This window comes from Coleofasciculus sp. E2-BRE-01 (genome assembly GCF_040221695.1).
In the GTDB taxonomy this organism is placed as follows: domain Bacteria; phylum Cyanobacteriota; class Cyanobacteriia; order Cyanobacteriales; family Coleofasciculaceae; genus Coleofasciculus.
In genome coordinates this window covers 15,468-39,125 of sequence record NZ_JAVKEA010000120.1, presented here as the reverse complement: position 1 = coordinate 39,125, position 23,658 = coordinate 15,468, and the positions used below count along the sequence as shown (strand labels likewise).

At 42.3% G+C, this 23,658-nt stretch carries 22 protein-coding genes; all 22 read right to left on the bottom strand.

Going from position 1 to position 23,658, the window contains the following annotated elements; all coding sequences use genetic code 11:
* Nucleotides 1-111: 111 nt before the first annotated feature.
* Nucleotides 112-1,311 (bottom strand): glycosyltransferase family 4 protein, encoded by a 1,200-nt coding sequence (locus tag RIG66_RS14360; RefSeq protein WP_446379072.1) that lies wholly within the window; start codon nt 1,309-1,311, stop codon nt 112-114.
* Between the two features lie 110 nt (nt 1,312-1,421).
* On the bottom strand, nt 1,422-2,744 hold the full coding sequence (locus RIG66_RS14355; RefSeq protein WP_446379070.1) for a hypothetical protein: 1,323 nt from the start codon (nt 2,742-2,744) through the stop codon (nt 1,422-1,424).
* Complete coding sequence (locus RIG66_RS14350) at nt 2,731-3,954, bottom strand: glycosyltransferase family 4 protein (protein WP_446379068.1); 1,224 nt, start codon at nt 3,952-3,954, stop codon at nt 2,731-2,733. Before RIG66_RS14350 ends, RIG66_RS14355 begins: the two co-directional genes overlap by 14 nt.
* A 33-nt stretch (nt 3,955-3,987) precedes the next feature.
* Nucleotides 3,988-4,830 carry a sulfotransferase domain-containing protein gene (locus RIG66_RS14345; protein WP_446379066.1) on the bottom strand — a complete coding sequence of 281 codons (843 nt, stop codon included), beginning with the start codon at nt 4,828-4,830 and terminating at the stop codon, nt 3,988-3,990.
* A complete protein-coding gene (locus tag RIG66_RS14340) occupies nt 4,827-5,366 on the bottom strand; it encodes an acyltransferase (RefSeq protein ID WP_446379064.1) in 540 nt (179 codons plus the stop codon). Before RIG66_RS14340 ends, RIG66_RS14345 begins: the two co-directional genes overlap by 4 nt.
* A gap of 80 nt (nt 5,367-5,446) precedes the next feature.
* Nucleotides 5,447-6,139, bottom strand: a complete 693-nt coding sequence (locus RIG66_RS14335; protein ID WP_446379062.1) for a class I SAM-dependent methyltransferase — start codon at nt 6,137-6,139, stop codon at nt 5,447-5,449.
* Entirely contained in the window at nt 6,132-7,277 is a 1,146-nt protein-coding gene (locus RIG66_RS14330) for a glycosyltransferase family 4 protein (RefSeq protein ID WP_446379060.1), read from the bottom strand. The genes RIG66_RS14335 and RIG66_RS14330 overlap by 8 nt, the downstream gene beginning before the upstream one ends.
* Before the next feature lie 7 nt (nt 7,278-7,284).
* Complete coding sequence (locus RIG66_RS14325) at nt 7,285-8,307, bottom strand: glycosyltransferase (protein WP_446379058.1); 1,023 nt, start codon at nt 8,305-8,307, stop codon at nt 7,285-7,287.
* 121 nt (nt 8,308-8,428) lie between these two features.
* On the bottom strand, nt 8,429-9,508 hold the full coding sequence (locus tag RIG66_RS14320; protein ID WP_446379056.1) for an acyltransferase family protein: 1,080 nt from the start codon (nt 9,506-9,508) through the stop codon (nt 8,429-8,431).
* A gap of 77 nt (nt 9,509-9,585) precedes the next feature.
* A complete protein-coding gene (locus RIG66_RS14315) occupies nt 9,586-10,287 on the bottom strand; it encodes a hypothetical protein (RefSeq protein WP_446379054.1) in 702 nt (233 codons plus the stop codon).
* Nucleotides 10,284-10,727 carry a hypothetical protein gene (locus RIG66_RS14310; protein WP_446379052.1) on the bottom strand — a complete coding sequence of 148 codons (444 nt, stop codon included), beginning with the start codon at nt 10,725-10,727 and terminating at the stop codon, nt 10,284-10,286. Before RIG66_RS14310 ends, RIG66_RS14315 begins: the two co-directional genes overlap by 4 nt.
* A gap of 29 nt (nt 10,728-10,756) precedes the next feature.
* Nucleotides 10,757-11,500: an FkbM family methyltransferase gene (locus tag RIG66_RS14305; RefSeq protein WP_446379050.1), complete on the bottom strand. Its 744-nt coding sequence runs from the start codon at nt 11,498-11,500 to the stop codon at nt 10,757-10,759.
* A gap of 322 nt (nt 11,501-11,822) precedes the next feature.
* A complete protein-coding gene (locus tag RIG66_RS14300) occupies nt 11,823-12,773 on the bottom strand; it encodes a glycosyltransferase family 2 protein (RefSeq protein WP_446379048.1) in 951 nt (316 codons plus the stop codon).
* 19 nt (nt 12,774-12,792) lie between these two features.
* Nucleotides 12,793-13,752 (bottom strand): class I SAM-dependent methyltransferase, encoded by a 960-nt coding sequence (locus RIG66_RS14295; RefSeq protein ID WP_446379046.1) that lies wholly within the window; start codon nt 13,750-13,752, stop codon nt 12,793-12,795.
* A 40-nt stretch (nt 13,753-13,792) separates the two neighbouring features.
* The gene (locus RIG66_RS14290) at nt 13,793-14,890 is read right to left on the bottom strand and encodes a glycosyltransferase (RefSeq protein WP_446379044.1); all 1,098 of its coding nucleotides are present in this window, start codon (nt 14,888-14,890) and stop codon (nt 13,793-13,795) included.
* Nucleotides 14,891-15,053: 163 nt separating this feature from the next.
* A complete protein-coding gene (locus RIG66_RS14285; protein WP_446379042.1) occupies nt 15,054-16,814 on the bottom strand; it encodes a calcium-binding protein in 1,761 nt (586 codons plus the stop codon).
* A gap of 156 nt (nt 16,815-16,970) precedes the next feature.
* Entirely contained in the window at nt 16,971-18,194 is a 1,224-nt protein-coding gene (locus tag RIG66_RS14280) for a glycosyltransferase family 4 protein (RefSeq protein WP_446379040.1), read from the bottom strand.
* Nucleotides 18,195-18,203: 9 nt separating this feature from the next.
* Complete coding sequence (locus RIG66_RS14275) at nt 18,204-19,001, bottom strand: sulfotransferase domain-containing protein (protein WP_446379038.1); 798 nt, start codon at nt 18,999-19,001, stop codon at nt 18,204-18,206.
* A 158-nt stretch (nt 19,002-19,159) separates the two neighbouring features.
* Nucleotides 19,160-20,458: an ABC transporter ATP-binding protein gene (locus RIG66_RS14270; RefSeq protein WP_446379036.1), complete on the bottom strand. Its 1,299-nt coding sequence runs from the start codon at nt 20,456-20,458 to the stop codon at nt 19,160-19,162.
* A gap of 36 nt (nt 20,459-20,494) precedes the next feature.
* Complete coding sequence (locus RIG66_RS14265) at nt 20,495-21,316, bottom strand: ABC transporter permease (protein ID WP_446379034.1); 822 nt, start codon at nt 21,314-21,316, stop codon at nt 20,495-20,497.
* Nucleotides 21,317-21,548: 232 nt separating this feature from the next.
* Nucleotides 21,549-21,752, bottom strand: a complete 204-nt coding sequence (locus tag RIG66_RS14260; RefSeq protein ID WP_446379032.1) for a glycogen debranching protein — start codon at nt 21,750-21,752, stop codon at nt 21,549-21,551.
* 656 nt (nt 21,753-22,408) lie between these two features.
* On the bottom strand, nt 22,409-23,533 hold the full coding sequence (locus RIG66_RS14255) for an RNA polymerase sigma factor, RpoD/SigA family (RefSeq protein WP_446379030.1): 1,125 nt from the start codon (nt 23,531-23,533) through the stop codon (nt 22,409-22,411).
* Between the last annotated feature and the right edge of the window lie 125 nt (nt 23,534-23,658).

Below are 23,658 nucleotides of genomic sequence, written 5' to 3'. Positions count from 1 at the left end.
TTTTCATTATCAATAAACCTGTCAATAAGCTGACATCTTTTTAAGGGAAAGAGGGGTGAAATGCTTTGTCTGCCGAGCTTTTGAGCTGCTTGTCACCCCTTTAGGCTACTTTTACTTGAATGTTAATGCAGTTTCACTTGCCTTGAATAGACCTTCAGCAAAATGCTGGGGGCTATAATTCGCAACAATAGTTTGGCTGAATTGCCCCATTTTAATACGTGCATCTGAGGTTTGCTGATGCATGGCTAATAAGGTATCAGTCATATTTTCTCTACTTTCTGGATCGAATAATAAGCCATTGTGACCATGACGAACAAGTTCATGACAAGCTCCCACCGTATGACTACATAATATTGGCAACCCAGCCGCACAAGCTTCATTCACAACTAATCCCCAAGGTTCTTGTATCGCAGGATGCACAAAAGCCTGGGCTAAACCATACCAATCGGAGATGGCTTGGTAATGAATAAATCCAGGGAGATGAACACAACTATTTAGTTTTTTTTCACTAATAAAATTGCGAATAGTTCTTTCTTCCTGCCCACTACCACAAACAACAATATTCCAAGCTTGATTGTCTCCAAGTTTTTGCCGATAAACCAAAAACGCTTCTAAAAGATGAAAAACATTTTTGCGTTTAATCAATCGAGTGACAAGCAAAAAATAAGGTTTTGTGGGTATCTTGGGCTGGCGTTGCCTTGCCGCAAGCGGACTTTTTCGTGCAACCTCAGCACCTAAATTAAAATGTTGATTGTCAACAGCATTGTAGCCTAGAAAAATTCGCTCTTGAGGGAAACCTAACTTGATGAGATAATCTCGATGGAGTTGACCTCCGACTAAGGCTGCTGTATAATTTCTCACATAAAGCCATGATTTTATCTGTTCTTTCCACCATTGTCGTTTTTCATCATCCCATTTACTTTCACTCATTAAAATTGCAGGAACTAGGTGTCGATTACTCCAAGTCAGTGCAGCTTGAGATACAGGAAAACCCCATCCAGGAATCGCCAGAATATCAGGTTTTAGAGAATCTAGGCAAGAAGGGATTAAAGAGGCTGCCACTTTTGACCAGGGACTGCGATCAATAGTAGAGGGAGTAGTTTCTATCGGCAATAAGGTTTTGAGTGGAAATTTAATTTCACGCTCTATATTACCCCATGGATGTTCTTGGGTGTTATCTGTAACTTGGATAGCTGTCAAACACCAACCTTTTTGCTCACAGGCAACAAATGCCGCATTAAGCCGAGCCGCATGATAGCCTCCAATATTATAGAAAATTACCACAACATGCATATTTGAATCCGTAGTCAATGCTAAATTTTTTAATCAAATATAAAAATTATCAATGGCGTGAGGTCTACCGAAATGTAGGGACGCAAGGCTTGCGCCCTCATTGATTTATCCCATCAGACTGGAAATTGCTATATTTCTTCATAAGTCGGATTGTAATCCTGGATATGATAGGAAGGTTTCAATCTAAAATCTGCCCGTTTAAACCACAGCAATAAAAAGCAGGGCCAAAAAGCCATACCAATCCAAGCATAGATTCCTGCCAAGTCACCACCACGCAAGAGGGGGATTAAGGAAGCACAGAGGATGGCACGAATCAGCGTACTGGCAAAGGGTTGTAGCTTAGTCGTATAACGAATGATCATTGCCAAAATTACTCCATAGAGTGAGGAGCATAAGACAATACCAATGATGCCAGCCTCAGCGTAAAATGAGCCAAATAGGGTCGGTGAAATTCCCAAAGTAAAACCTGTATTGGCAGTGATGAATCCTAGTTTATTCATATAGCCTCCCACAGGTTTTTCGGGCCACAATGCTCTGGGGATTGGACGAAGCAGAACCTCTACATGCTCCATACCCCAGCGAAAATCTAACCGTTGGGGATAAACGTCCTGGAGCAGCACAAAACCATCAAGCATATTAGCATCTTCTGCACTGGACGCACGTTCCCAAGCCGCTTGATTCAAAACATCAGGATTTAAGTTGGGGTTACGTAGAGAACCCGCTACAGCAAACATGCCGATAGCCACGATAGCTACAGTGGAGAGAATCAGGAGGCGAGTTTTTGGGCGATAGGAAGAGGCAAGAATGATACCACTAGCGCTAAGCCACCCTAAAAACTGGAATCGTCCACTACTACTGAAGGTAAAATTTGCCAAACCCAGCAGAATCGCCACGGCACTAATTTGACTGAGAAATTTAGAAAATCCGCCAAATTTCCAAACACAAATGATTAGGGTAGCTACGCCAACCAGCACAAAGGGAAATAAATATAAGTAGCCACTAATTTGGAAAGCAAGGGAACGTCCGCCTGTGACTTGAGCGATCAGGTTAGAGCGAGTGATACCGACCAAGGGTAAGCAAAATAAACCCAACAGGAGAACTTTAGGACGTAGCCATTGTAACAGGGAGGGGTCTGCCTGGGGACTAGCGATGGGTAAAACTTGTCGTTGTTGCACCATATAGGTTACCAATAGACAGATATGACCCAAGACTATGTAACTTAAAGCAATAAGAGCTGCCTCCTTTGTAATTGGACTAAAGCCAAAATTGCCCAGATTGACCCAACGATCTATACCGCTAGTGACAATCAAGTATCGATAGGATGCCACGTAAAAGAGAAAGGTACTAATTAGTAGTGGAATTTCATCATTACGCCGCAATAACCAAATCGTGCTGATAACTATCAGTACGACTTGGGTGAAGACTAGCTCTGGGTATTCAAAGATGTTCATAAGGTATAGATTGCAGATAGTGATGTAACTGCGACAGGCTAAATGCAGACATATCCGTAGCTGCTTCAGCAAAGACTTGGAGTTGTCCAGGATTATTTAAGCAGAATTCGAGGGCTTGGGCGATCGCTTCGCCGGTGACTTCTGGTAAAATTAGTCCATTGACTCGATCTTTCACAACTTCACCACAAAATCTGGACGCTATTATCGGCAGCTTCCATGCCTGTGCTTCTAGTTGAACCAAGCCAAAACCATCGGAAAGGGTAGGAAACAGGAAAACATCGGCACGTTGATAGTACTGGGCTGTCTTACGGCGAGGGATAGCGCCAATCCACTGGATTTGCCTGTACATTTTAGCTTGTCTAGCAATACCTAGAGAACCAACTAACCAGAATTCTATCGGTTGATGATGGAGGAGTTCAGCCGCTTCTAAAATTGCACCAATACCCTTACGCAAAATCACTTGACCCAGAAACAGCACACGCAGGGGACGTTCAGTAGAAAAAGCTGAGGGGTAGGTTCGCCCAAAGTTGCTTGCTGTCTCAGGGGGTTTGTAGGCAAGGGGAATAATGTCTATTTTATTGGCAGGAAGACCGACTTGTTGCAAGGCTTGGCTTGACCAAGGGGAATTAACGATAATTTGGTCAGCTAGCAAACATTCTTCTTGCCAATTCATCCAGTATTGAGGTGGTGCGGGTTGCCAAATAGACTGGGAGTCTGGATATCTAATATGTTCCTGTTCAACTAATGTTTCCTCGACAAGTCCTGGATCGATTTGACCTAGGATAGTGGTCCAACCCTGGGTTTTGGCATAGCGGAACAGTTCTAAAGCAGCATAACTGTAGGCAAAGAGGATAGGACGAGTGTTAAGTTTTGGCGTGAGGGTTTCCAGTAACTCGACGGCTCGTTGTTGGAACCAGTGATTACGGGAAATGATACGTGTCCATCCTGAGGTTTTTTGCAGGCGTTGCGCCAGTTCAAAGCGAATCAAAGAGTGAGTGAATGCGTAGACGGAGGCTTGGGCTAAGTCAGGATGGAAGCGATCGCGTAAATTAGTTAATAAAGGTGTAGGTAGCAAGTTGAGTGGAGACTGAGGTAAGACCCAAGCATCGGTAATCAAGTGGGTAAGTTTTCCATGTTGGTGTAATGACCGTGGGATAGCATAATGCTCGCGGGCTCCCAGTTGACAGCAAATCCAAGGTGAACAGTGCATTTCAAATATTCGGCGGAGAATGCTATTAACCAATTACCAATCATAGTCATTAGCATATCCTAATCGAATTAAAGCTTCTCCGGCAATTTCTTTAAAGGCTTGTTTATGGACATCGCTAAAATAATTTTTCCAGTCACCAATTTGTCCTTTGCGAAATGTATTTGAATTCTTGAAGAAGGCTTGACTTGCTATCTCATGAATCTGATTAGTTGAAAGCTCCTGTCTTAAGTGAGAGGCGATCGCGCGGACAGATTCTACCTGCTGTTGATCATTTCCGCCGCCAGCACTTCCGATCAGTTCCTCGAAACGAATCGTGAGACACGTTGGTTCATCCAACCACGGTGTATAACCTCTAGCCCAGTCACCTATGGAACAGAATCCCATACCCGGTTTATCTATCCCACGAATAGCAATCATCAGTCGTTCAGCATCAGACTTGAGCGAGTTGAGGTAGGTATAGGCTGGATGGCTTGTTAGTGAATAAGTATGGTAATAGGCGCGGGAAACTACAACATCTCTCAAATCACGGATGATAAATAGAGTCTTGATATTAGCCGTGTTAAGAGCCTCAACCAGTTCCCGACTCCAATACAGGTGTGAGGCTACATATTGCCCCTTGCGAATTATAGGAAACTGTTCTGGTAATTTTAAATTCCCCCTAACAATGCTATACTTCCAACGATCAACTAGCAGAGGAAACAAAGAAAGGATTCGTATAAGTAGATTAGTTCCCGACTTGGGACAGCTATTTGCCAAAACTTTAGGCCCATAGCAATAAGCTTGGAATTCTTGACGGGTCAGGGGAAACGGCAATCTTTTTAGATAAGCTTTTAATTCTATCAAATTTTTATTGGTATACTTATACGATTGAGTCATAGCAAAAAAGCAGAATAGTGTAGATTATAGATCAATTTTGAATTTCGCTTACCAATGTTTTTTGCCGGCACACCTGCCACAATACTATAAGATTCTACATTTTTTGTGACCACTGAACCAGCACCAACGACAGCTCCCTCACCAATAGTGACCCCTGGTAGGATAATAGCTCGGTAAGCAATCCATACGCGATCGCCGATGATTACATCTCCACCTCGATTGGCAAATTCTGGTGAGTGCGGATCATGACCCAAAGTGAGAATTGCGGCTTCAGGACCAATCGAGACATCAGCCCCCGTCCGGATGTAATAGTGACGACTGTCAAACAAGCAACCAAAGTTAATCACGTTACGATCACCCAGATACACTTTTCTCCCATTTAGGAATTTGCATCCCATTTGTACTGATGTTCCCGCCCCCACTTTGGCTAGATAGGCTTTCAGATAAGCCATGCGGATTTTACAGGATGGTAAGTTTCCAATCAGATGATTGTAGCTGTAACTCAGAATACTGCCAGCAAGTAGCCTAGAGTTCATAATTTTAAAACATTTAATATATCTTTAAAAATCTTCAAAGTAATACCAAGGCAACTCTGTATCACCGATTTTTTGCAAAACTAGCAAATTACAAAAATTATTATTCCATTCATGCCAATAAGGCTTACCTTTGATGAATGCTGCAAGCATGTATTTTGCTTTTGTAGATAAATTTGGTTGTAACTCTGGAGTGGTAAGTACCCTATATTTTTTATTTTTTTTAATATTTTAATAAACCGAAAAATCTTTTTAACAGATGGAAGTAGGCTATCATGAAAAACTAATAATCCTCCTGCCTTCAAAAGCTTGTCGGCGTAAAAAAAATCAATAAACTTGTAATCAAATGTATGCATACCATCAATAAAAGCAAAGTCAAATTCGTCATGTTTATTCAGTACTTTAGGAGCTTCTAAATGAGTTGAACCTTCGCACAAGGTAAAGTAATCCAATAAATCATGTTCCGCCAGCAAGTTTAAAGCTGTTCCTTTATGATATGTGAATTGGTAGGGATCAATTCCATAGTGATGTCCATTAGTCAATGCAATTGCTTGGGTTATTGCTAAGGTACTAATTCCGTTGGCTACCCCTGTCTCAAAACTTTTTTGACAATTATGCTCCAATATAACGGCGGCTAAAGTACGGGCTTCTATTTTACTAACAGCCCCCATAATATAGTGTTGATTTTCACCAGCTTCTCCAATCCATCCGCGTTCAATGATACTATCCGTAAATAGTTCAAAATTATCAGGTAGCTGAATCTCGATTTTAGACATACTTAAAACAGTTCATTACCAACTGGGCATTGATTAGCCAAGAATTTTCCGCAAAATAATTTTTCCAGTTAGGCTGCGGAGGACTTTTTAACCATAGTTTAATTCCCTTGACTAGAGAGACTAAATCATCCGGCTCAACCCAAATCCCCAGTTTATACTTTTGGATAACAGATCGCAAAGAACCTTCACCGGCTGATGCTATACAGGGTTTACGGTAGTTTGCTGCTGTATTTAAAGCACTACTCGCAGAACGAAAAGTATGGCTATATGTGAGTACTATAATATCAGTAGCCACAAATAAGTTCCCAACTTCTGCCTCTGGAATAAAACGGACTTCCCACCGACAGCGCTCTCCAACACCTACGGTTTTAGCTAAATCCTGATAAAAATCTACGGGTCGTTGGCTTGATGACTGTTCTTGCCCAGCAACAATCAGATAAACTTGTGGAAAATTAACCATTGCTCGAATAACCAGATCTAGATTTTTGTTGTTACGGATATAACCAAAAGCCAGCATTACTTTAGCGTCAAGTGGTACATTTAAACTCGTCCGTATTTCTTCTCTAGATTTGTTCGCACTCGGAAACTGGTGTATTCCATAGGGAATCACAGTTGTTCGCAGTTGAGGCATAGGTCGAACGGTATCGAGTTCGACAGCTTCATGAACAAAGGCTTCCCTTAAGAAAGAATAACCACAGGCAATTGACCAGCGATGCCACCAGAGAGGACCAAGGACAAAATTACGCACCGGATCATGTACAATAGCACCAAATATCACGCCCTTTTTCGCTAGTTTCCGCAAAGAACCCGACCAAATAGGAGCTAAATACTCTACATAAGACGCCAGCAACACATGCTGAAAATGATTGGCTGCAATAAAGTCAGCCAATTTGTTGAAATTTGTTAGCATGATTGCAATATAATACACGGCTTTTAAGGCTTTATGAGAAAATTTCTGATTTAAAGTTATGTCTTTGAGAATTGGTATCACCCGATACTTCTCTCCCCTGCTCGTAGGATAATTTGGAGTGCAAAGGAACGTAACATCAACACCTAAAGCAACCAATGCATTAGCTTGCTCATGAGCATAATCCGCAATACCTCCATAACTCGCTGGTGAATAGTAAAGAAGTTTCATAACTGGATTAAACTGTCCTTAACTTTAGGTTACGCAGCCTGTTACGGCATTCCTGGCATTGCTGTAATCCCAACACAAATCCTTGCCAATACCCAATTAAGCCCCAAAACCTAATTATATATTCAAAAACCAGAAGTCGATACCAGCCCTCTATATAGCTACAGGCGTTCAATCTTCGAATCGCTGGCACTAATCGCCGGACTCGCGCTCCAGCACTAATGAGAAAACTGGCCAAAAAAAGTATTCCTAGCCAAGTCGGTGAAGCCCAAAATAGCCAAAATAAACTGAACATAAGGCAGCATGCTTCAAAGCATAGCCTTCCGCCAACAAGAATTCCATAATCTAGCCAAATACCAGCCTCTCCACCCCCGCGAAAATTTCGGAGAGCTTCCTGGCAAAAGGATTTTAATGTCACTGGACGTTGCCAATAACAACGGGGAATAGGAGCGCACGTAATTTGAGCTGTTGTTTGCTGTAATAGCAGAGCAAAGATCATATCATCACCTGCCAATGTTAAATCTTCGGGATACCCGCCAATTTTTTCCCACAAAGACTTACGATAAGCAATTGAACGTGAAGAGGCGTGAGAGGTGGAAGTGGCAATTAATTTCAGCCCATCATGTAAAGCATACTCCACCTTTGCCCAATCACTTTTCAAATCTTGCCAACGCACTTGCCAACTTCCCATGACCGCTTCTAGTTGATTATCCTTGAGTAAGGGTTGAGCAAGTTCCTCCAACCATTGTGGTTCCCAGGTACAGCCGATGTCTGTAGAAACAATACTATCATGTTGAGCCTGAGCGATCGCTAAATTACGACCTTGGGCTACGTTACAGCCAATTTCTTGAATAGCCCGTAGTGAGTAAGGTTGAGTCGGTTGATAGTTTTGCAAAAATTCCCAAGTACCATCTGTTGAACCTCCATCTACAATCACAATTTCTTCAGGTAAACACGTTTGTGCTTCCATTTGGGCAAAGAAGTCTATACATCCTTGCTGATCGTTCAATACAGTGGTGACGAGGGAAATCATTAGTTTAGTTGGTGATATGCGGCTAGTAAAAAGCTCATCATCTTATTTTTTGCTATTCCAATGGTAAGTAAATTTATTTACAGGATTTTATGAGGTGTTAGCGCCAAGGAATCTCATTTGTCTATTTTGTTGTGATTTGCGGACTATTATACTTGTAAAGAGGAAAATATTTTTTATATTTTAATAATGGCTTCTCTAGGATAAGCCATGACACAGTAGCCAATCCAAAAGTAGCCATAAAAAGTATCATAAAAGCCAATACATTATGTCCCATATTTTTTTCTAATGAAAGACCGGGAAACCACTTCAGGAAGTAATAAGCAAAAAATAAATGATAAAGATACAGACCATAGGAAATACGCCCAATGAACCGAAGACCATTGAATTCTAATAAACGCTTGGGTAGTCCACTCATTCCCCTTGATGCAGTGCTAATTAACCAACCTAACCCGAAAACTAAACAAGATGTGCCAAAGAGATTATAAATGATATTATGATATCCCCAATACCTGAACAATTCCACGAAAAAAAATCCTGTAGCCACCCAAGGAAAAACCCTCTTTAATAATTGTTCAACATTAACCCCCATAAACTGTTTATTTTTGTGACTAAATGCAACAATTGCTCCCATACCTAAAAAATCTACAGAGGAGAGGGGAAACACTTTAATAACAGAACCCATACCTAGCAGGTAAAGTGCCAGACGACACAAGGGGCTAATTAGGAGCAATGATCCCATTACATAAGGTAAATATTTGTCCCTTATGAAGAAAATTATAAGAGGCCAAATTAGATAAAACTGACCTTCGACAGCAAGAGCCCAAAGATGGTCTGTAGTCCCCTGATATCCTACGGGTGACATGATTAAGAAATTAGAAAGAAACGTGAAGTGCCACGCCGCGTAATCTGACACAGGCTGATGTTGGCAAAACAGCAGGACAGTAAGCGTGAGATAATAAATGGGACAAATCCGCAGAATTCTCCGTCCCCAAAAACTCAAAAAAGCTGAACCGGGTGGTATTACAGTTTTTACTTCTAACAAAATATTCGTAATTAGATAACTGCTGATCACGAAGAAAGTATAAACTCCTATATTTCCCCAGGGGATAAGATTTTTGATCGGGGGTTCAGACCAGTGACCGATCAATACAAAAATGATAGAAATAGCCCGAATTCCATCTAGCTGAGTGATATACTTCATAAGTAAGATTATGATCAAAAAAAGCAGCTTTATTGAATTGCCGCTCCAAGAGACAAGCTTAAATGTAATATATCCTCCTAACTGTCAAGCTGCCTACAAGCTTCAACCCAGAGCAACATATTATCAGCAACATTATTAAAATAAGTGCGAAGTGAGTCATCCCAAAGAAAACTATTTTGTTTACTTGTCCATACTCGAAGTTTGTCAGTCAGAGTGATCGCTGCCTCATCATAACTCTTAGTCGGCGGCAAAGGCTCTTCTAGCAGCGGTAACATATCATCAAGAATAACCATCCCAGCTAATTCATGCCAGAGATCTTGGTAGAGATTGTGAGGCGAACGGCGATGCTCCACAACTGGAGAGCCTACCTTGATCCGATGTCCTACTGCTTGAACACATTTTTGCACAAAAAAGCCGCTAAAAATGTCCCCAAACCGATCCAGTTTCATCCCGCCGACAGGATGCCCCATTTTTACATAATAGTAAGCTGGAATAGCCTCTCGCATAATCCCAGTATTTTGAGTGTTGATCGGCATCAGCGTGTTCGGAGCAAGGAGGTAGTCACTGGTAAACTTTTCCTGAGCAACACAACGAGTGACCAAGCGAGTAGCCGCATCAACATCTGGATCTCCCGACCAAAGACCTGCATTAATAGCCACAATCCCTGTAGACGTTGTTGTATCAATTTGGGAACAGGCGGAGTGGCGACGCTGATAGGGAAACCCTCTGGCATAAACCGTTTCTCCATGTCCCAAAGCTGGACATTGAACCTCCATCATCGAACAGGCATTAAACCAGCTATTATATCCGATAGCGGTGAGAAAAGAAACGTCTTGACCAACTGTAGAATGTCCAGCGAGAAACGACCATTTTTTTTTGGATAGTTATCATCATCAATGGCAATAATCACATCACAGCGATCGCGATAAGCCATAAGAAACCCCACATTACGGCGATTGTCGGTCTGCCAAGGAATTTCAGTGGCAAGTTTTGGGAAAGGCTTGAGGAATTCATCTTGTGTTTTTGGATCTAGGTAATACCAAGGTAAACCCTGCTGGGTGTAGTATTCGATCTGGTTACGGCAACTGGCTGGGGTTGAGAGATCACCCACGACGTAGAAATGAACGTTCTCAGCGTTGCTAAAAGATTGGAAATGGTGATAATACTCATGGATAAAATTGCCATTGTTAATAGTCGTGACAACGATACCGAATTTCATAGCAGTTTTTCAGACGATAGATGATTGACCTAGCTACTATAAAGGGCTTGAAAATAGCTTTCTGCGTGAAATTGCTCTCCCTCTAGTAACCGTTCTTGATAACCAAAAGTTTTGAGAAAATCTCTCAGTTCATTGATACTGGTGCCAAAGTTAGGCAAAGCGAATCCATGAACTTCAATGAGTAACTGTGGTTGCCATTGTTTTAGCACCTTTTCTGCTCCCCGTAGGACTTCCACTTCAGCACCCTCGACGTCAATCTTGATCAACTGCACGGGTAAGTTGATGTTACTCCAATAATCATCGAGACGACTATTGGCAACTTGGATAGTTTTACGGTTATCTGAATTGGGGCGAAAGGAAGCTGTCACGGCAACTTTTTCTGAAGGAAGATAAAATGTCAAAAATGATGCCGCTGAATTCGATAGGGCTTGAGGCACAATTTCAACCTGGTGCTGGACTCCATTCAACGTTACATTCTTTTGCAAGAGATTCAGGTTTGATGGCACAGGTTCAAAAGCGAATACATGACCTTGATGTTTGACTAATTGCGCGGCATAGAGCGTATGTAAACCAAAATTTGCCCCAATATCAATGAATACATCTCCTGGATTTAAGGATTCCCTTAAAATCTGATAAGCTGCCAACTCTGTCTCCATGTTCCAACGCCTGAGGGACTCATCGAGACGTATAGTCTGATCAGCAATTTGAACAGGAACTCCTTTGAAGCCGTAGCGTAGCTTGAAAACTAAATTTCTGAGAGAGCTTGATATCATCACTGAAACTAGACAACGAGGATGAGCAAAAGTAGAGGTATTCTCTACGATACAGATCTAGCGCTAGAGCGTCGGCTGACATAACCACAGTTATATTAGCAGTGAAAAGACGTAGTAAGTCATATTGTCGGAGCGGGTTGACGCATTCAAGGCAGCTTGTCACCGATAACTTCTCAACAAAACCCACCCTTGGTTGTAAGATGGAGTGATTGGTAGCTTGTGTTACAGTTTTTCAGAGATTTTAGCATCGAATTCGACTACACTGATTAGTGTTTTAGGTAAGTGGGATAGAAAAGGGCAACTCGATTAACTTTTTTGTATCTCATCGAAAATGTTTAACGATCATTAAAAAAAGCTTAATTCCAATCAGACGACGAATGATCATTGAAAGCTTAGGTTTGTGTACTACGCAAAAATACTCCCTTAACCACTCCGATGCCATAGATAACGCCTGCAATTCAACGTCGGATGATTTCTGTTGCTGTGCCAAACAGTAGATTTCCGAATAAACCCGCATCAGATTTTCGCACTGTCCAGGGGTATAGGAGTGATTACTCTTTTGCCACCACTGTTGATTCAACTTAATCGCGGCATGAACCCCTGTAAACCACTTTTCAGGATTTAATTTTTGAGTGCGACATTGGACAGTATGGATACGATATAATGCTCCTTGGCACTGTCCATAAGCTACTTGGCATTGATTAATCAATGGAAACCAAAAGGCAATATCTTCACCTAAATACTGGTCGAGTTGCTCGGGCCAGTAGCAATCCGCCGATAAAGCAGAGCGTTTGACCAAAGCAGCATGAACAGCCCAAGGAACAAAGGCGATCGCACTATTTCGTAGCACTTCAATGGGTTGTCCGATCCCTGAGGGCTGTTTGACTATCCTTTCTGTGGGATTCTCATCAGTAAATTCTTGCCAATAGCCGACAATAATCTCAGCGTGGGGATTGGTTCGGGCGACGGCTAGCTGTTCTTCTAAATGATTAGGTGTCAGCAAATCATCTGCATCTAAAAACTGAATCCATTCCCCTTGAGCATGAGTCAATCCGTAGTTACGAGCTGCTCCTGGTCCTGGTTTTAGAGACTGCATAATCTGGATACGTGAATCTTGTACTTGTTGGACTATCTCCCAACTGCCATCTGTTGATCCATTATCCACGATGAGCATTTCCCAGTCAAAATACGTTTGGTTAAGAACCGACAAAATGGTGTTAGTAATATAAGCTGCCTTGTTGTAAAGAGGGGTAATAATAGAGACAGTGGGCATTAGCAAATCTCCATTATCGCTACTTTTTGCGGAGCCAAAGACTGCCACATTTATGATAAGGTTCTTCCCATTTAAGAACTCCGGGCCAAATTTGGGCGACTTCCTGGGGATAGTCTACGGCTAACCAATGATTAGCTAAAATCACTTCAAATTGGGAATTGTAGGCTAAAAAGGCTTCAAGCATATATTGTTCATTCCAAGCTCGACGCTCCTCAATCAGCCATTTCGGTGGATAGTCGTAGGGAAAGAATATGTCGTGAAAGTGAATCCAAACTCCACTGACAAGCCTGGGCAGAATTTCGAGAATTTCTCGGAAGACATCACTGCCGAATTTAACGGTGTGAGTGGAATCGATGAAAAGAATATCACCAGCACATAACTGCTTAAAAAAACTGAGTTCAATCGTTTCTAATTTTTGAATGATTATTTCTAAATCCTGATTCATTTGGGTCAGCATTGGCTGAGGATAAGGTTCGATACAAATCATTTTCCCATCCTTCCCTTCTTGCTGATTGGCAGAGATTGCCCTAGCCGCAATTTGAGTTGAATATCCTGACCCAATTTCTATAACTGTTGCTGGTTTAATATCTCGCAGGATACTGTAGTAAATTGCTGCATCAAGTTCACGGTATAAATCGTTAAAGAAATCGAAGTTTAAAGCTGGATTTTTTTGATTAGCTAGTTTTGGGATTTCGTCCTTGTAAACACTAAGTCTTTTAATTAATTCTAATTGATGGTTTAACTGCCAATTGATGCCATCTGAATAGCGTCTCTTAAGAACTTGCTCTCGATGAATTTTTGAAAATTCAGGAAAGGGTTCATAATAATGAAATTGACGAATGTAGTATCCCCATTTATCTGTTAAATTCGGATGAGTTTGTAATAGCCTAAAAAATCTCCTCATCAAGCGAATCGGTATATTATTTAACGTAATCAGTAATAAGCGATCTATAAAATAACTAACGCGATGGGGTAACATATATTTTTTTATAAATATAACTAGTCAAATATAGCGTTTTCTACCCTTTTATGCCAGAGATTTGCTGAATACTTTCAATGAACTGCTGCTGAATTTTTTCTGGGTTAAACATTCCTCGTGCCATTTGTGATGCTTTGTCTCCAAGACGTTTTTGCTCTAATGGCTTATGTGCTAGTTCTTTTATTGCTTCCACCAAATCTTTTGCTGACGGGGATGTCACTACCAACGCCGACTCATACTGACGTCCCCACTGAACGGCTGAACAGTAGTCTGGTCCCCAAATAATAATTGGCTTACCAAATTGACAATACTCTACAAGTTTAGAAGGAAAACTCATCTGTGTCCGCTTCTGCTCTCGCTGGTCGAAAGACATGGTTAACAGTAAAGCACTTGCCTGACAAAGTTCATAAATCAACATTTTTCTGGGGATAAAACCACCGTATATTTTTTGGACTTGAAGCTGCTGTACTGGTAACTCAGTCCAATCAGGTGGTAGACCAAATAACTTTAACTTGAGTTCAGAAATCCCCGGCAATAACTTACACAAAGATAGTAGCATCGGCTTGTAAATACCGGAAAGATTACCGGCATAAATAAGTTTAAAATGTTCTTCTTGAGTTTTCACTTGTTGAGATTTGTCGAGCATAAATTGATCAGGAATTGGAAATAGTACCCGTGCATTTTGATGCCCTCCCAACCTTTGTCGCATTGCTTCAGTGACACAAAATGCCAGTTGGCTGTGCTGGTAAAGCTGCTTAAATCGACGTTCGAGAATTACCCTTGTCCAAGAATGGACGTAAGCCAGATCAGGCCACCAATCATGAAAGAATGTGATTAGGGGAATCCTATACGTTTGAGCAATATATTGAGCGCACCAGCATAACTCACCGTGAGCTACTGTAAGAATTAACTCAGGCTTTTTATGTTGGAGCTGCTGCCGAAGTTTACTCAGGTCATAAAACCCATCAAAACACTGGCGAATACTATGCGCTAATCTGCCGATCCGAGTTTTTGTCAGTCGAGAGAGGAGTTGATTGGCGCGAATCTCTATAATCTGTTCACCGATTAAGCACTGTGCAGGTTCTGTAGCGATCGCCAAACTTAATTCTGACCACCGCGAGAAGTGCCGATAAAGCACTAGCTCTCCTCCGATGGTATCTCTTGGCAACACTGAAGAGATGAGCAAGACCCTCAAGTCATTTCTCCCTTTTGCTTAATTATATTTAAATATTCACCACTAAATTCTGGCAACCGTTAAGATAGTTAGTTTCCTGATAACGGATCATTCAGAAGCCTTAGCTTTATATGATGGCATTTTCAACCTCATTTACAGTGGTGTTCTGGATTATGGCAATGAGATCAGGTGTTGCTTCATTGGTACGGATTTTTACGTTGTCAACTCCTTGGATTTGAATCAGATAGTCTCCAATCGCGCCTGCAAGCTGAATTTGATCCGCTCCCGCCTCAAAATCCTGGATAATAACGTAGTCAGTAATCCCTCTGGTGAGCGGATCTCCATCATCGTAAAAATTCATCGTGTCCCCAAGAATAAATAAATCAGCTCCTACACCGCCAAACATACGGTCAACTCCTCCCGCTGCTCCAAGATCGCCACTCAGAATATCATCGCCTGCACCTCCAACTAATACGTCATTACCAGCCCCCCCGGTTAAGATGTCAATGCCATCGCCTCCATCAAGCTGATCATCTCCTGCGCCACCGTTGAGGGTATCATTGCCGGCATCACCCCTCAAGTCATCGGCGCCATCCCCTCCATTCAAGATATCATCGTCATCACCCCCCCTTAGCTTGTCATCCCCTTCGCCACCGTTAAGTTCATCCTCCCCTGCATCCCCGTTGAGGAGATCATCTCCTGCATCCCCATTCAGGGTGTCACTACCTTCCCCACCATTAAGGATGTCATCATCGTCACCACCATTTAATTCGTCTACACCCTCACCACCATCAAGGGTGTCGTTACCGCCACCACCAGTCAGAGTATTGTCCAGAGAATTCCCTGTGAGCTTATTGGCTAAGCCGTTACCTGTTCCTGTAACTGCCACTGGGGGATCTAAGAGGTTCAGTGGATCAACTTGAACCAGAACCAGGTTCTCTACTTCCTCAGTACTAGGCAAATCATAGTTCACTAACAGTGAGTTGACAGTATCAATTCCCTCTCCAGTGTTCTCATTAATGGCATCACCTGCATTTCTCACAAAGTATTGGTCATTACCTAAACCGCCATTTAGGATATTGATGCCGCTACCCCCATCAAGTCTGTCATTTCCCTCACCACCATTCAGGATATTATTACCTCTGCGACCATTTAGGAAATCATCACCGCCACCACCATTCAGGATGTTATCTTCCGTATTCCCTTGAATGTAGTTGTCATCATTGCTACCAGTACCCCGTATAACCCCAGGACTGAGGAATAGATTCTCAACGTTATCACTCAGCGTATAGTCTTCAACACTAGCAAAGACGAGATCGATTCCCCCACCCGCCTGCTCAAAAATTTGATCATTTGTACTGTCAACAAAGTATCGGTCAGTGCCAGCCCCCCCCACTAATATATCATCGCCTAGTCCACCATCAAGGTTGTCATTGCCTGAGGCTCCCTCCAACCTATCGTTACCATCTCGACCCTTAAGGATGTCATTACCTCCTAAACCCCTAAGTATGTTGTTACCGAAATTACCTATAATCGTATTGTCCAGATCGTTACCCGTACCCTGGATATCGCTATTTCCCGCCAGAATTAGTTTCTCGAAATTAGCACCCAGCGTCCAGCTTACAGGGGAGATGACAGTATCAAAACCCTGATTGGCATTTTCCGTAACATCAAATAACCTGTCATCGCCGTCAACAAAGTAGGTGTCATCGCCGTCACCTCCCTCCATAAAGTCTCGGTCAACACCACCAATCAGTGTGTCATTACCGTCACCTCCAATCAGCGTATCTCTACCTAAACCACCAACAATGGTGTTATCGTCTCCACCAAAACCCAATGCTACTGCATCTAAAAGGTTGTCTAAATCATTCCCTGTTATTCGTGCCATCTTGATTCACCTTTTTCGATTATGTCTAAAGTATCCCACAATTTCGGCTTGTTAAATCCGAACTAATACTGAAATCAAGGTATTATTTAAATTAATTTATATAAATTAATTTAAATAAAATTACGAGACATTTTACAAAATTCAGGTAATCACACCTTAGCTGGATAAAATCTGACGATAAAGTTCCGCGTATCGCTGAGCATAAACTTCTAATTGATACTCTTCAATGACAACTTGGCGACCCTTTTGACTTAGCCGTTCCCGCAGATTTCGGTCTTCGAGCAATTGAACAATACCCTGATAAAAATCCGAAACATCCTCCGGTTCAGCTAAATAGCCTGTGATACCTGGACGCACCAAATCAGGAACTCCGCCAATTTTAAAGGATACCGTTGGCGTGCCACAAGCCATGGCTTCCTGTGCCACCAGTCCAAAGTTATCAGCGCGAGTGGGAAAGAGGAACAAGTCAGCCGCCGAATATGCAACTGATTTTAAGCGATCGCTACCGACAAAGCCAAGATTGATCGTGGGTATCCCCACTGTCTCAGCGACAGTTTCCCCCCCATTACCCAGAGTTAGTAGTATTGTTTCAGTTTTTAAAGATTTGGGCAAGTTTTGTAGCACTTTTATCAGCAAATCGCCACCCTTGCGCGGATCGTTCAGTTTGGCAGCAGCAAACATGAGTACTTTTTTATCAGTCGATATCCCCAATAGTACTCTACACTGTTCAGGATCGAGAGGCTGATAGGCTTGTGTATCCAAACCAGGGGGGATACGATAAACTGGCACAGGGTTGAGCATACTTTCCTGAGCTTGTTTAGCGTGCCAGCGACTAGTCGTCACAACAGCCTGTAAATTTGAGCGGTTGTAAACCCAACGTTTCAGCTTCCACTCCCAGCGCGTACTATCTTTCTGGATAGCTGGATAGGTATCAGGATAAGGACATTGACCACAACCAATTTTCCAGCGATCGCACTCAAAACTATAAGCACAATGTCCCGTAATTGCCCACATATCGTGTAAGGTAAGAATCGAGGGCTTATTTTGGGTTAATGAGGGAAGGGCTAGATAATTAAAGTAGCCACCATGCAAGTTATGAAAGTGGAGGAGATCTGCCTCTTGATAAAATGGATGCTTGAGAATGTCAAAAGTACTGGTTAAATGAATATCATTAAACCCCAAAGGTCGTGTAATCCGCAGCAATTGATAGTCGAGGCGACGCCTAGAAGGGATAGTATCTACGCGAGGACTACTCGTATTAACGAAGTTGACTAAAAATCGTGAGTCAATGCCTTGAGCCAACAAACCTTGATGCAATCGATAGACTGCGATCGCGGCTCCCCCAGAAATATCGGATTGGTTGATCCGTAAAACTTTCATGACCCAATTTTACCAATTATTATTTTTCTCATAACCTAGCCTCATTAAAACTTTACCTTCTCTTGCTTTAAAAATAGCTTTTTCTTCTCGACCAAAAAACTCTCGCCAATTTCCCTTTTTACCCTGCTGCAAAAAAATATCTGGTCCTTTTTCCTCTTCTTTATACGGACGTCCTCTTTCAATCTCTAACTGTCGCATATTTTCAAACTTACAAAATTTTACAGCATGTTTGAGTTGCTCTTCTGTGGCTTCAATGCCAATGAAATTTACTATTCTCTTGAGTTGCTCAAAACAATCCCAGAGAAGATCTTCATATTTAATTAACAAAATATTAGACTTTTTATTTTGGTTAAATAGCCAAGATTGTACATGTTCTCCCCACAAACATGGATAATGATCTTGTCGTGCCAAAAAATCTCGAAATGTCGTTTCTTGTGGCAGTCGCTTTAACCTATAAAAATAGTAGGATACGTAGACATCTCTACCATCTCTAACCAAATATATAACTTTAGGATATTTCAGGTAGGTGGCATGAGACTTGATTATACGAGGTCGCTCCAATTTATTAATAGCTTCATTATTGCGACCAATTTCCGGAATAAGTGTTTGAATTGTGTGAAAATCTATATCATTCTCTTGTTTTAAAACACTTGCTAACAAAAAACGTATCCATGTATTTCCTGATTTTGGATAAGACACCAGAAACATATCATCTGAATATATCTTTTTAGGTAAATATATTTTTCTTTTTAATTCTCTTTTTTTTTGTGAATTAATGCTTTTTTTTAATCGGTCAACAATGAACATGTTTAATCGTTGTTATTATTTTAAGTAGTCGGACAAAAGAAAACTGCACTGTATTAAGTTTGGTAAATAGCACTCAACCCCTTACAAATGACGAATGACGTAGTTTGCTTCTCGCGACAGCGAGTTCTCCACCGTTAACTTTAATTGTGTCCACCTACTTAATTAACTATTTTATCTAAAAAACAACTTCGCCATTCCAGCTTTGGAGCTAATACTCCGGGCCATTTTTCGGCTAAGTACGAACCATGGTTCCCTGCACCTGTTGCTAAAAAAGAAATAAATTCTTGACCAGGAATCAATACTTTGATATTTGGGATTCCTACATGAATTTTTATTTTATATTTTTCCTTATTAAGTAATCCTCCTGGAATTTTACATATAGTTTTATAGCAACCCGAACTTATATCTTCATCTCTTTGGCAATGATCCGTAGAGGCAAAGGCAATCACACCTTCTTGATTAATAAGTTGCAAGACGATACGCATACCACGTAAAACTTGAAATACTTCATAGATAATTTCCACTGTAATGGGATTTTCTACGTCAAAAGTGCTTTGAGGTTTACCTGTCTCTCCCAACAAACGAATGCTACGTAATTTAATTTCCTTACTGCCAGGAGCATTACAATTGATCGACCATATAATTTCTCCATTTGTTTCTTGATCATCAACAGAACTTCTCGATAAATAGTCTGTTATGATAGCTTCTATTATTCCCTCTCTGATCAGATTTCCCTTAGACAAGAGAATACCTTTTTGGCAAAGAGAGCGTATCATGCCTATATTATGACTTACAAGTAGCACGGTTCTTCCTTCCTTTCCCACGTCCTCCATCTTTCCCAAACACTTTTTCTGAAACTGAACATCCCCTACCGCTAGCACCTCATCCACAATTAAAATTTCCGGTTCCAAATGCGCCGCCACCGCAAACGCTAATCGCACATACATTCCCGACGAATACCGCTTAACTGGCGTGTCTAAAAACTTTTCAATTCCAGCAAAGTCAACAATTTCATCAAATTTGCGCTTAATCTCCGCCTTACTCATCCCTAGAATCGCGCCATTTAGATAAATATTTTCTCGTCCCGTCAACTCCGGGTGAAATCCTGTCCCTACCTCCAATAAACTTGCTACTCGCCCTTTAATCCGAATCCTCCCCGTTGTGGGTTCTGTAATCCGACTTAAAATCTTTAATAGTGTTGATTTTCCTGCCCCGTTACGCCCAATAATCCCAATTCTATCACCCTGCTTGACCTCGAATGATATATCCTTCAGCGCCCAAAACTCCTCATACGCCGGGTTAGCACTCTGTTTTCCCCAAGGTTTCAGCAACCGTTGTCCGAGAAACTTCGCCCCATTAGCCATCACATCCCGCAGCGCCGTGTAACGTTCCTGCTGCTGGTGTCCAATCATATACTTTTTACCGAGATTCTCGACCTGAATCACTGTGTCAGACATTACCCATTATCTAGTTAGCTTATCCACTGAAAATACCTAGATTACATCCGCAAACGTCCGTTCTACCTTACGAAAATACCACGCCCCACTCGCCAATACTCCAACAACCAATCCCAATGAAAGTAGAAATCCTGGCAGGTAAATTCTAGCTTCCCCGCCTAAAATTGCCCAACGAAACCCATCGATTACCCCAACCATAGGATTGAGTGAATAAACTAATCGCCACTCTTGAGGCACAATCGTGCTACTAAATCCCACAGGGGAAATATACAAACCAAACTGTACGATAAACGGGACAATATAGCGAAAATCCCGATACTTCACATTCAGCGCCGCTAGCCATAACCCTGCCCCCATTGATGCCGCAAACGCAATTATAATAAAAAATGGTAGTGTCAAAATTCGCCAACTGGGTAAGAAATCATACCATGCCATTAAGCCTATCAAAATTATCCCCGATATCATAAAATCTACAAAGCTGACAATCACGGCACTGGCTGGCACAATTAAGCGGGGGAAGTAGACCTTGGCGATTAAATTGGCATTGCTAATCAAACTATTGCTGCACCCGGAAAGAGCATTGGAAAAAAACTGCCAGGGTAGCATTGCAGCAAATACCAAAATCGGATAGGGAACGCCTTCAGACGGTAACTTAGCTAGTTTACCAAAAACTATCGTAAATACCACCATTGTTAAAAAGGGGCGAATTAATGCCCAGGCTATGCCAATGATGGTTTGCTTGTATCGTACCAGGATATCTCGCCATGCCAGAAAGTAGAACAATTCCCGGTAACGCCACAAGTCTTTCCAATATTGCTGTTCGGTGCGACCAGCCTCAATTATCAGTTCTTGCGTCATTGGTCATTTGTTATTTGTCCTTGGGTAGCTTTTGTTCAATCCTCTGATTTTAAACTGAGAAGAATACCACTAGCGATCGCGTGTCTCCTTGCCTCTGAACAATCCCTTCATACAGCCCCCGTTAAAGCCCATCAGGATATCGACTTTAAACTAATTTACCTCATAAATCCCGTTTGTAGTTTTTTGGGCGCACGTCGGTGCGCCCCTACAATCCCGGAATGTACAAACATCCTCAGTCCAGCTTCAACGCATTGACTGGCACCTCATCCCAGGAACTGACGGTTCTCAGACGCGCTACCCAACCTGCTGATTTTTGCTCATCTGTCAAGTTCTCCTGGAACGATTCGTGGCAGTCTTTGGCTTGATCCTCGTCACGACAAGCGATGCACGAATAAATCAGACCTCCGGGATCAACCTGCTCATTCACCCAAATCATCGAAAATTAGAGTTGGTAAGAGGGCGAATGGAAACCCCTGTCATTTATGTATGGGGAGGAATTCGCCCTCTTACATAAATAGCAGTCCGACAGGACTCCCTATTTTAGAAAGTGCATCGGCTCCATTTCCCATGTACAAAACTGCATTTAAGAAAAAGTTAAAATCCCTACCGCCTTGGATTTAATTACTTCGGTAACACTTTGCATTTGTCTTTCGCTGGGCAATTACAAGCTCAAAGCTTTCGACCTGTACGCATAGGGGTGGGGTATGGTTGCCCCTAACTCCCGTTTCCGGGGTGACGTTTGCCTCGCATAAGTTAACGGTCGGTACTTTCCAAGTAGCACGCTTCTTAACCCTTGTACACCTGTTTAACCACTCGGTTCTAGAGCATGGGACTGGCACGCATCCCAAGGTAGGAACTTTAACGCTTACCGTTAACGTAGTGCGCTAAGCACTTAGGCTGGTCAGGTATAGACTTTATTCAAGCCTCCGGAACCTATAGCCGTGGGGTTCCTGACACTCAGCCAGTGCTTGAATGAGTTCAAACAGCACTGGCACATCCGTTGGGGTAGCTGGTCGTATCTTTAGCTTATTCATGGTTGGTAGTTAGCACGAAGCGTGCCATCAGCGCTAAAGCGCTTACTACAAACCAATCCTAACTTAACCACCCTTGTAGGCGGCGAGCAACTTGAGGACGGCGCAGCTTCCGCATGGCTTTACTCTGAATCTGACGTACCCTTTCGCGGGAAAGGTTGAACATGCTGCCGACTTCCTCTAAGGTGTAGGATTCAGGCGTCGCTAATCCATAGCGCAGAGAAATGACATCCTTTTCCCGTTCGGTGAGAACATCACTCAAGACATCGGAAATCTCTTGACGCATCATGGATTCGCTCATCTGCTGTTCGGGCAAGTGCAAATCGTTGTCTTCTAGCAAATCCACGAGTTCTGTATCTTCGCCTTTACCCACCCGATGGTTGAGAGAGAGCGATCGCCGACGTAATTGTAACAACTGACGCAAGTTAGTGCGGCTAATGTCTAAGGCTTCTGCGAGTTCGGTTTCGTCGGGAGTCCGTTGCAGTTTCTGCTTGAGTTCCCGTTGCACTTTTTTCAGCTTATTCAGCTTTTCGACAATGTGAATCGGTAAGCGAATGGTACGGGCGTCGTTGGCAATGGTACGGGTAATCGCCTGACGAATCCACCAATACGCATAGGTGGAGAATTTGTAACCTTTGGCGGGATCGAACTTCTCCGCCGCCCGATTGAGTCCTAATGCGCCTTCTTGAATCAAATCCAGGAAAGGAACTCCCCGGTTAAGATAACGCTTGGCGATGGAAACGACTAAGCGTAAGTTGGAACGAATCATTTTACGCTTAGATATCTGTCCTCGGTAGAGGCGATTTTCAAATTGACGTTCGGTCAGATCTAAAGCTTGAGCCAGTTCAGCGTTCGTCGGTTTGCGCCCTAATTCCTGGTGTAAGCGTTCAGTCGTCTCGTTCATTTCGACCAAGAATTGAACCTGAGTGGCTAACTCAATCTCTTCTTCTGGCTTCAGTAAGGGGTAACGCGCCATCTCCTTGAAGAAGGCTCCTACTGTATCATCAGAGCTAGTTTTATGGTAGCCAGATTGTCGGGTTTTTCCGGCACGAGTCTCTGTTTCGGAAAATTCGACTTCGACCTGATTTTGGTCATTATCTGAGATTTGCTCACTCTGAGGGTGAGAAAAATCCGTATCTTCTGTAAACTGACGAGTAGCAGTTGGGTTCAATTGTGCGATAGTCATAGTTAGGTTTGAAGTAGGAGTGTTATGAAAGCTTGTGATTGGGTTTTTAGGCAATCGGTCAGTTAGACAGATTGAACTAGACAGATTGGGCAGATGGACTGAATATAAATGGGTACTGTCAATGA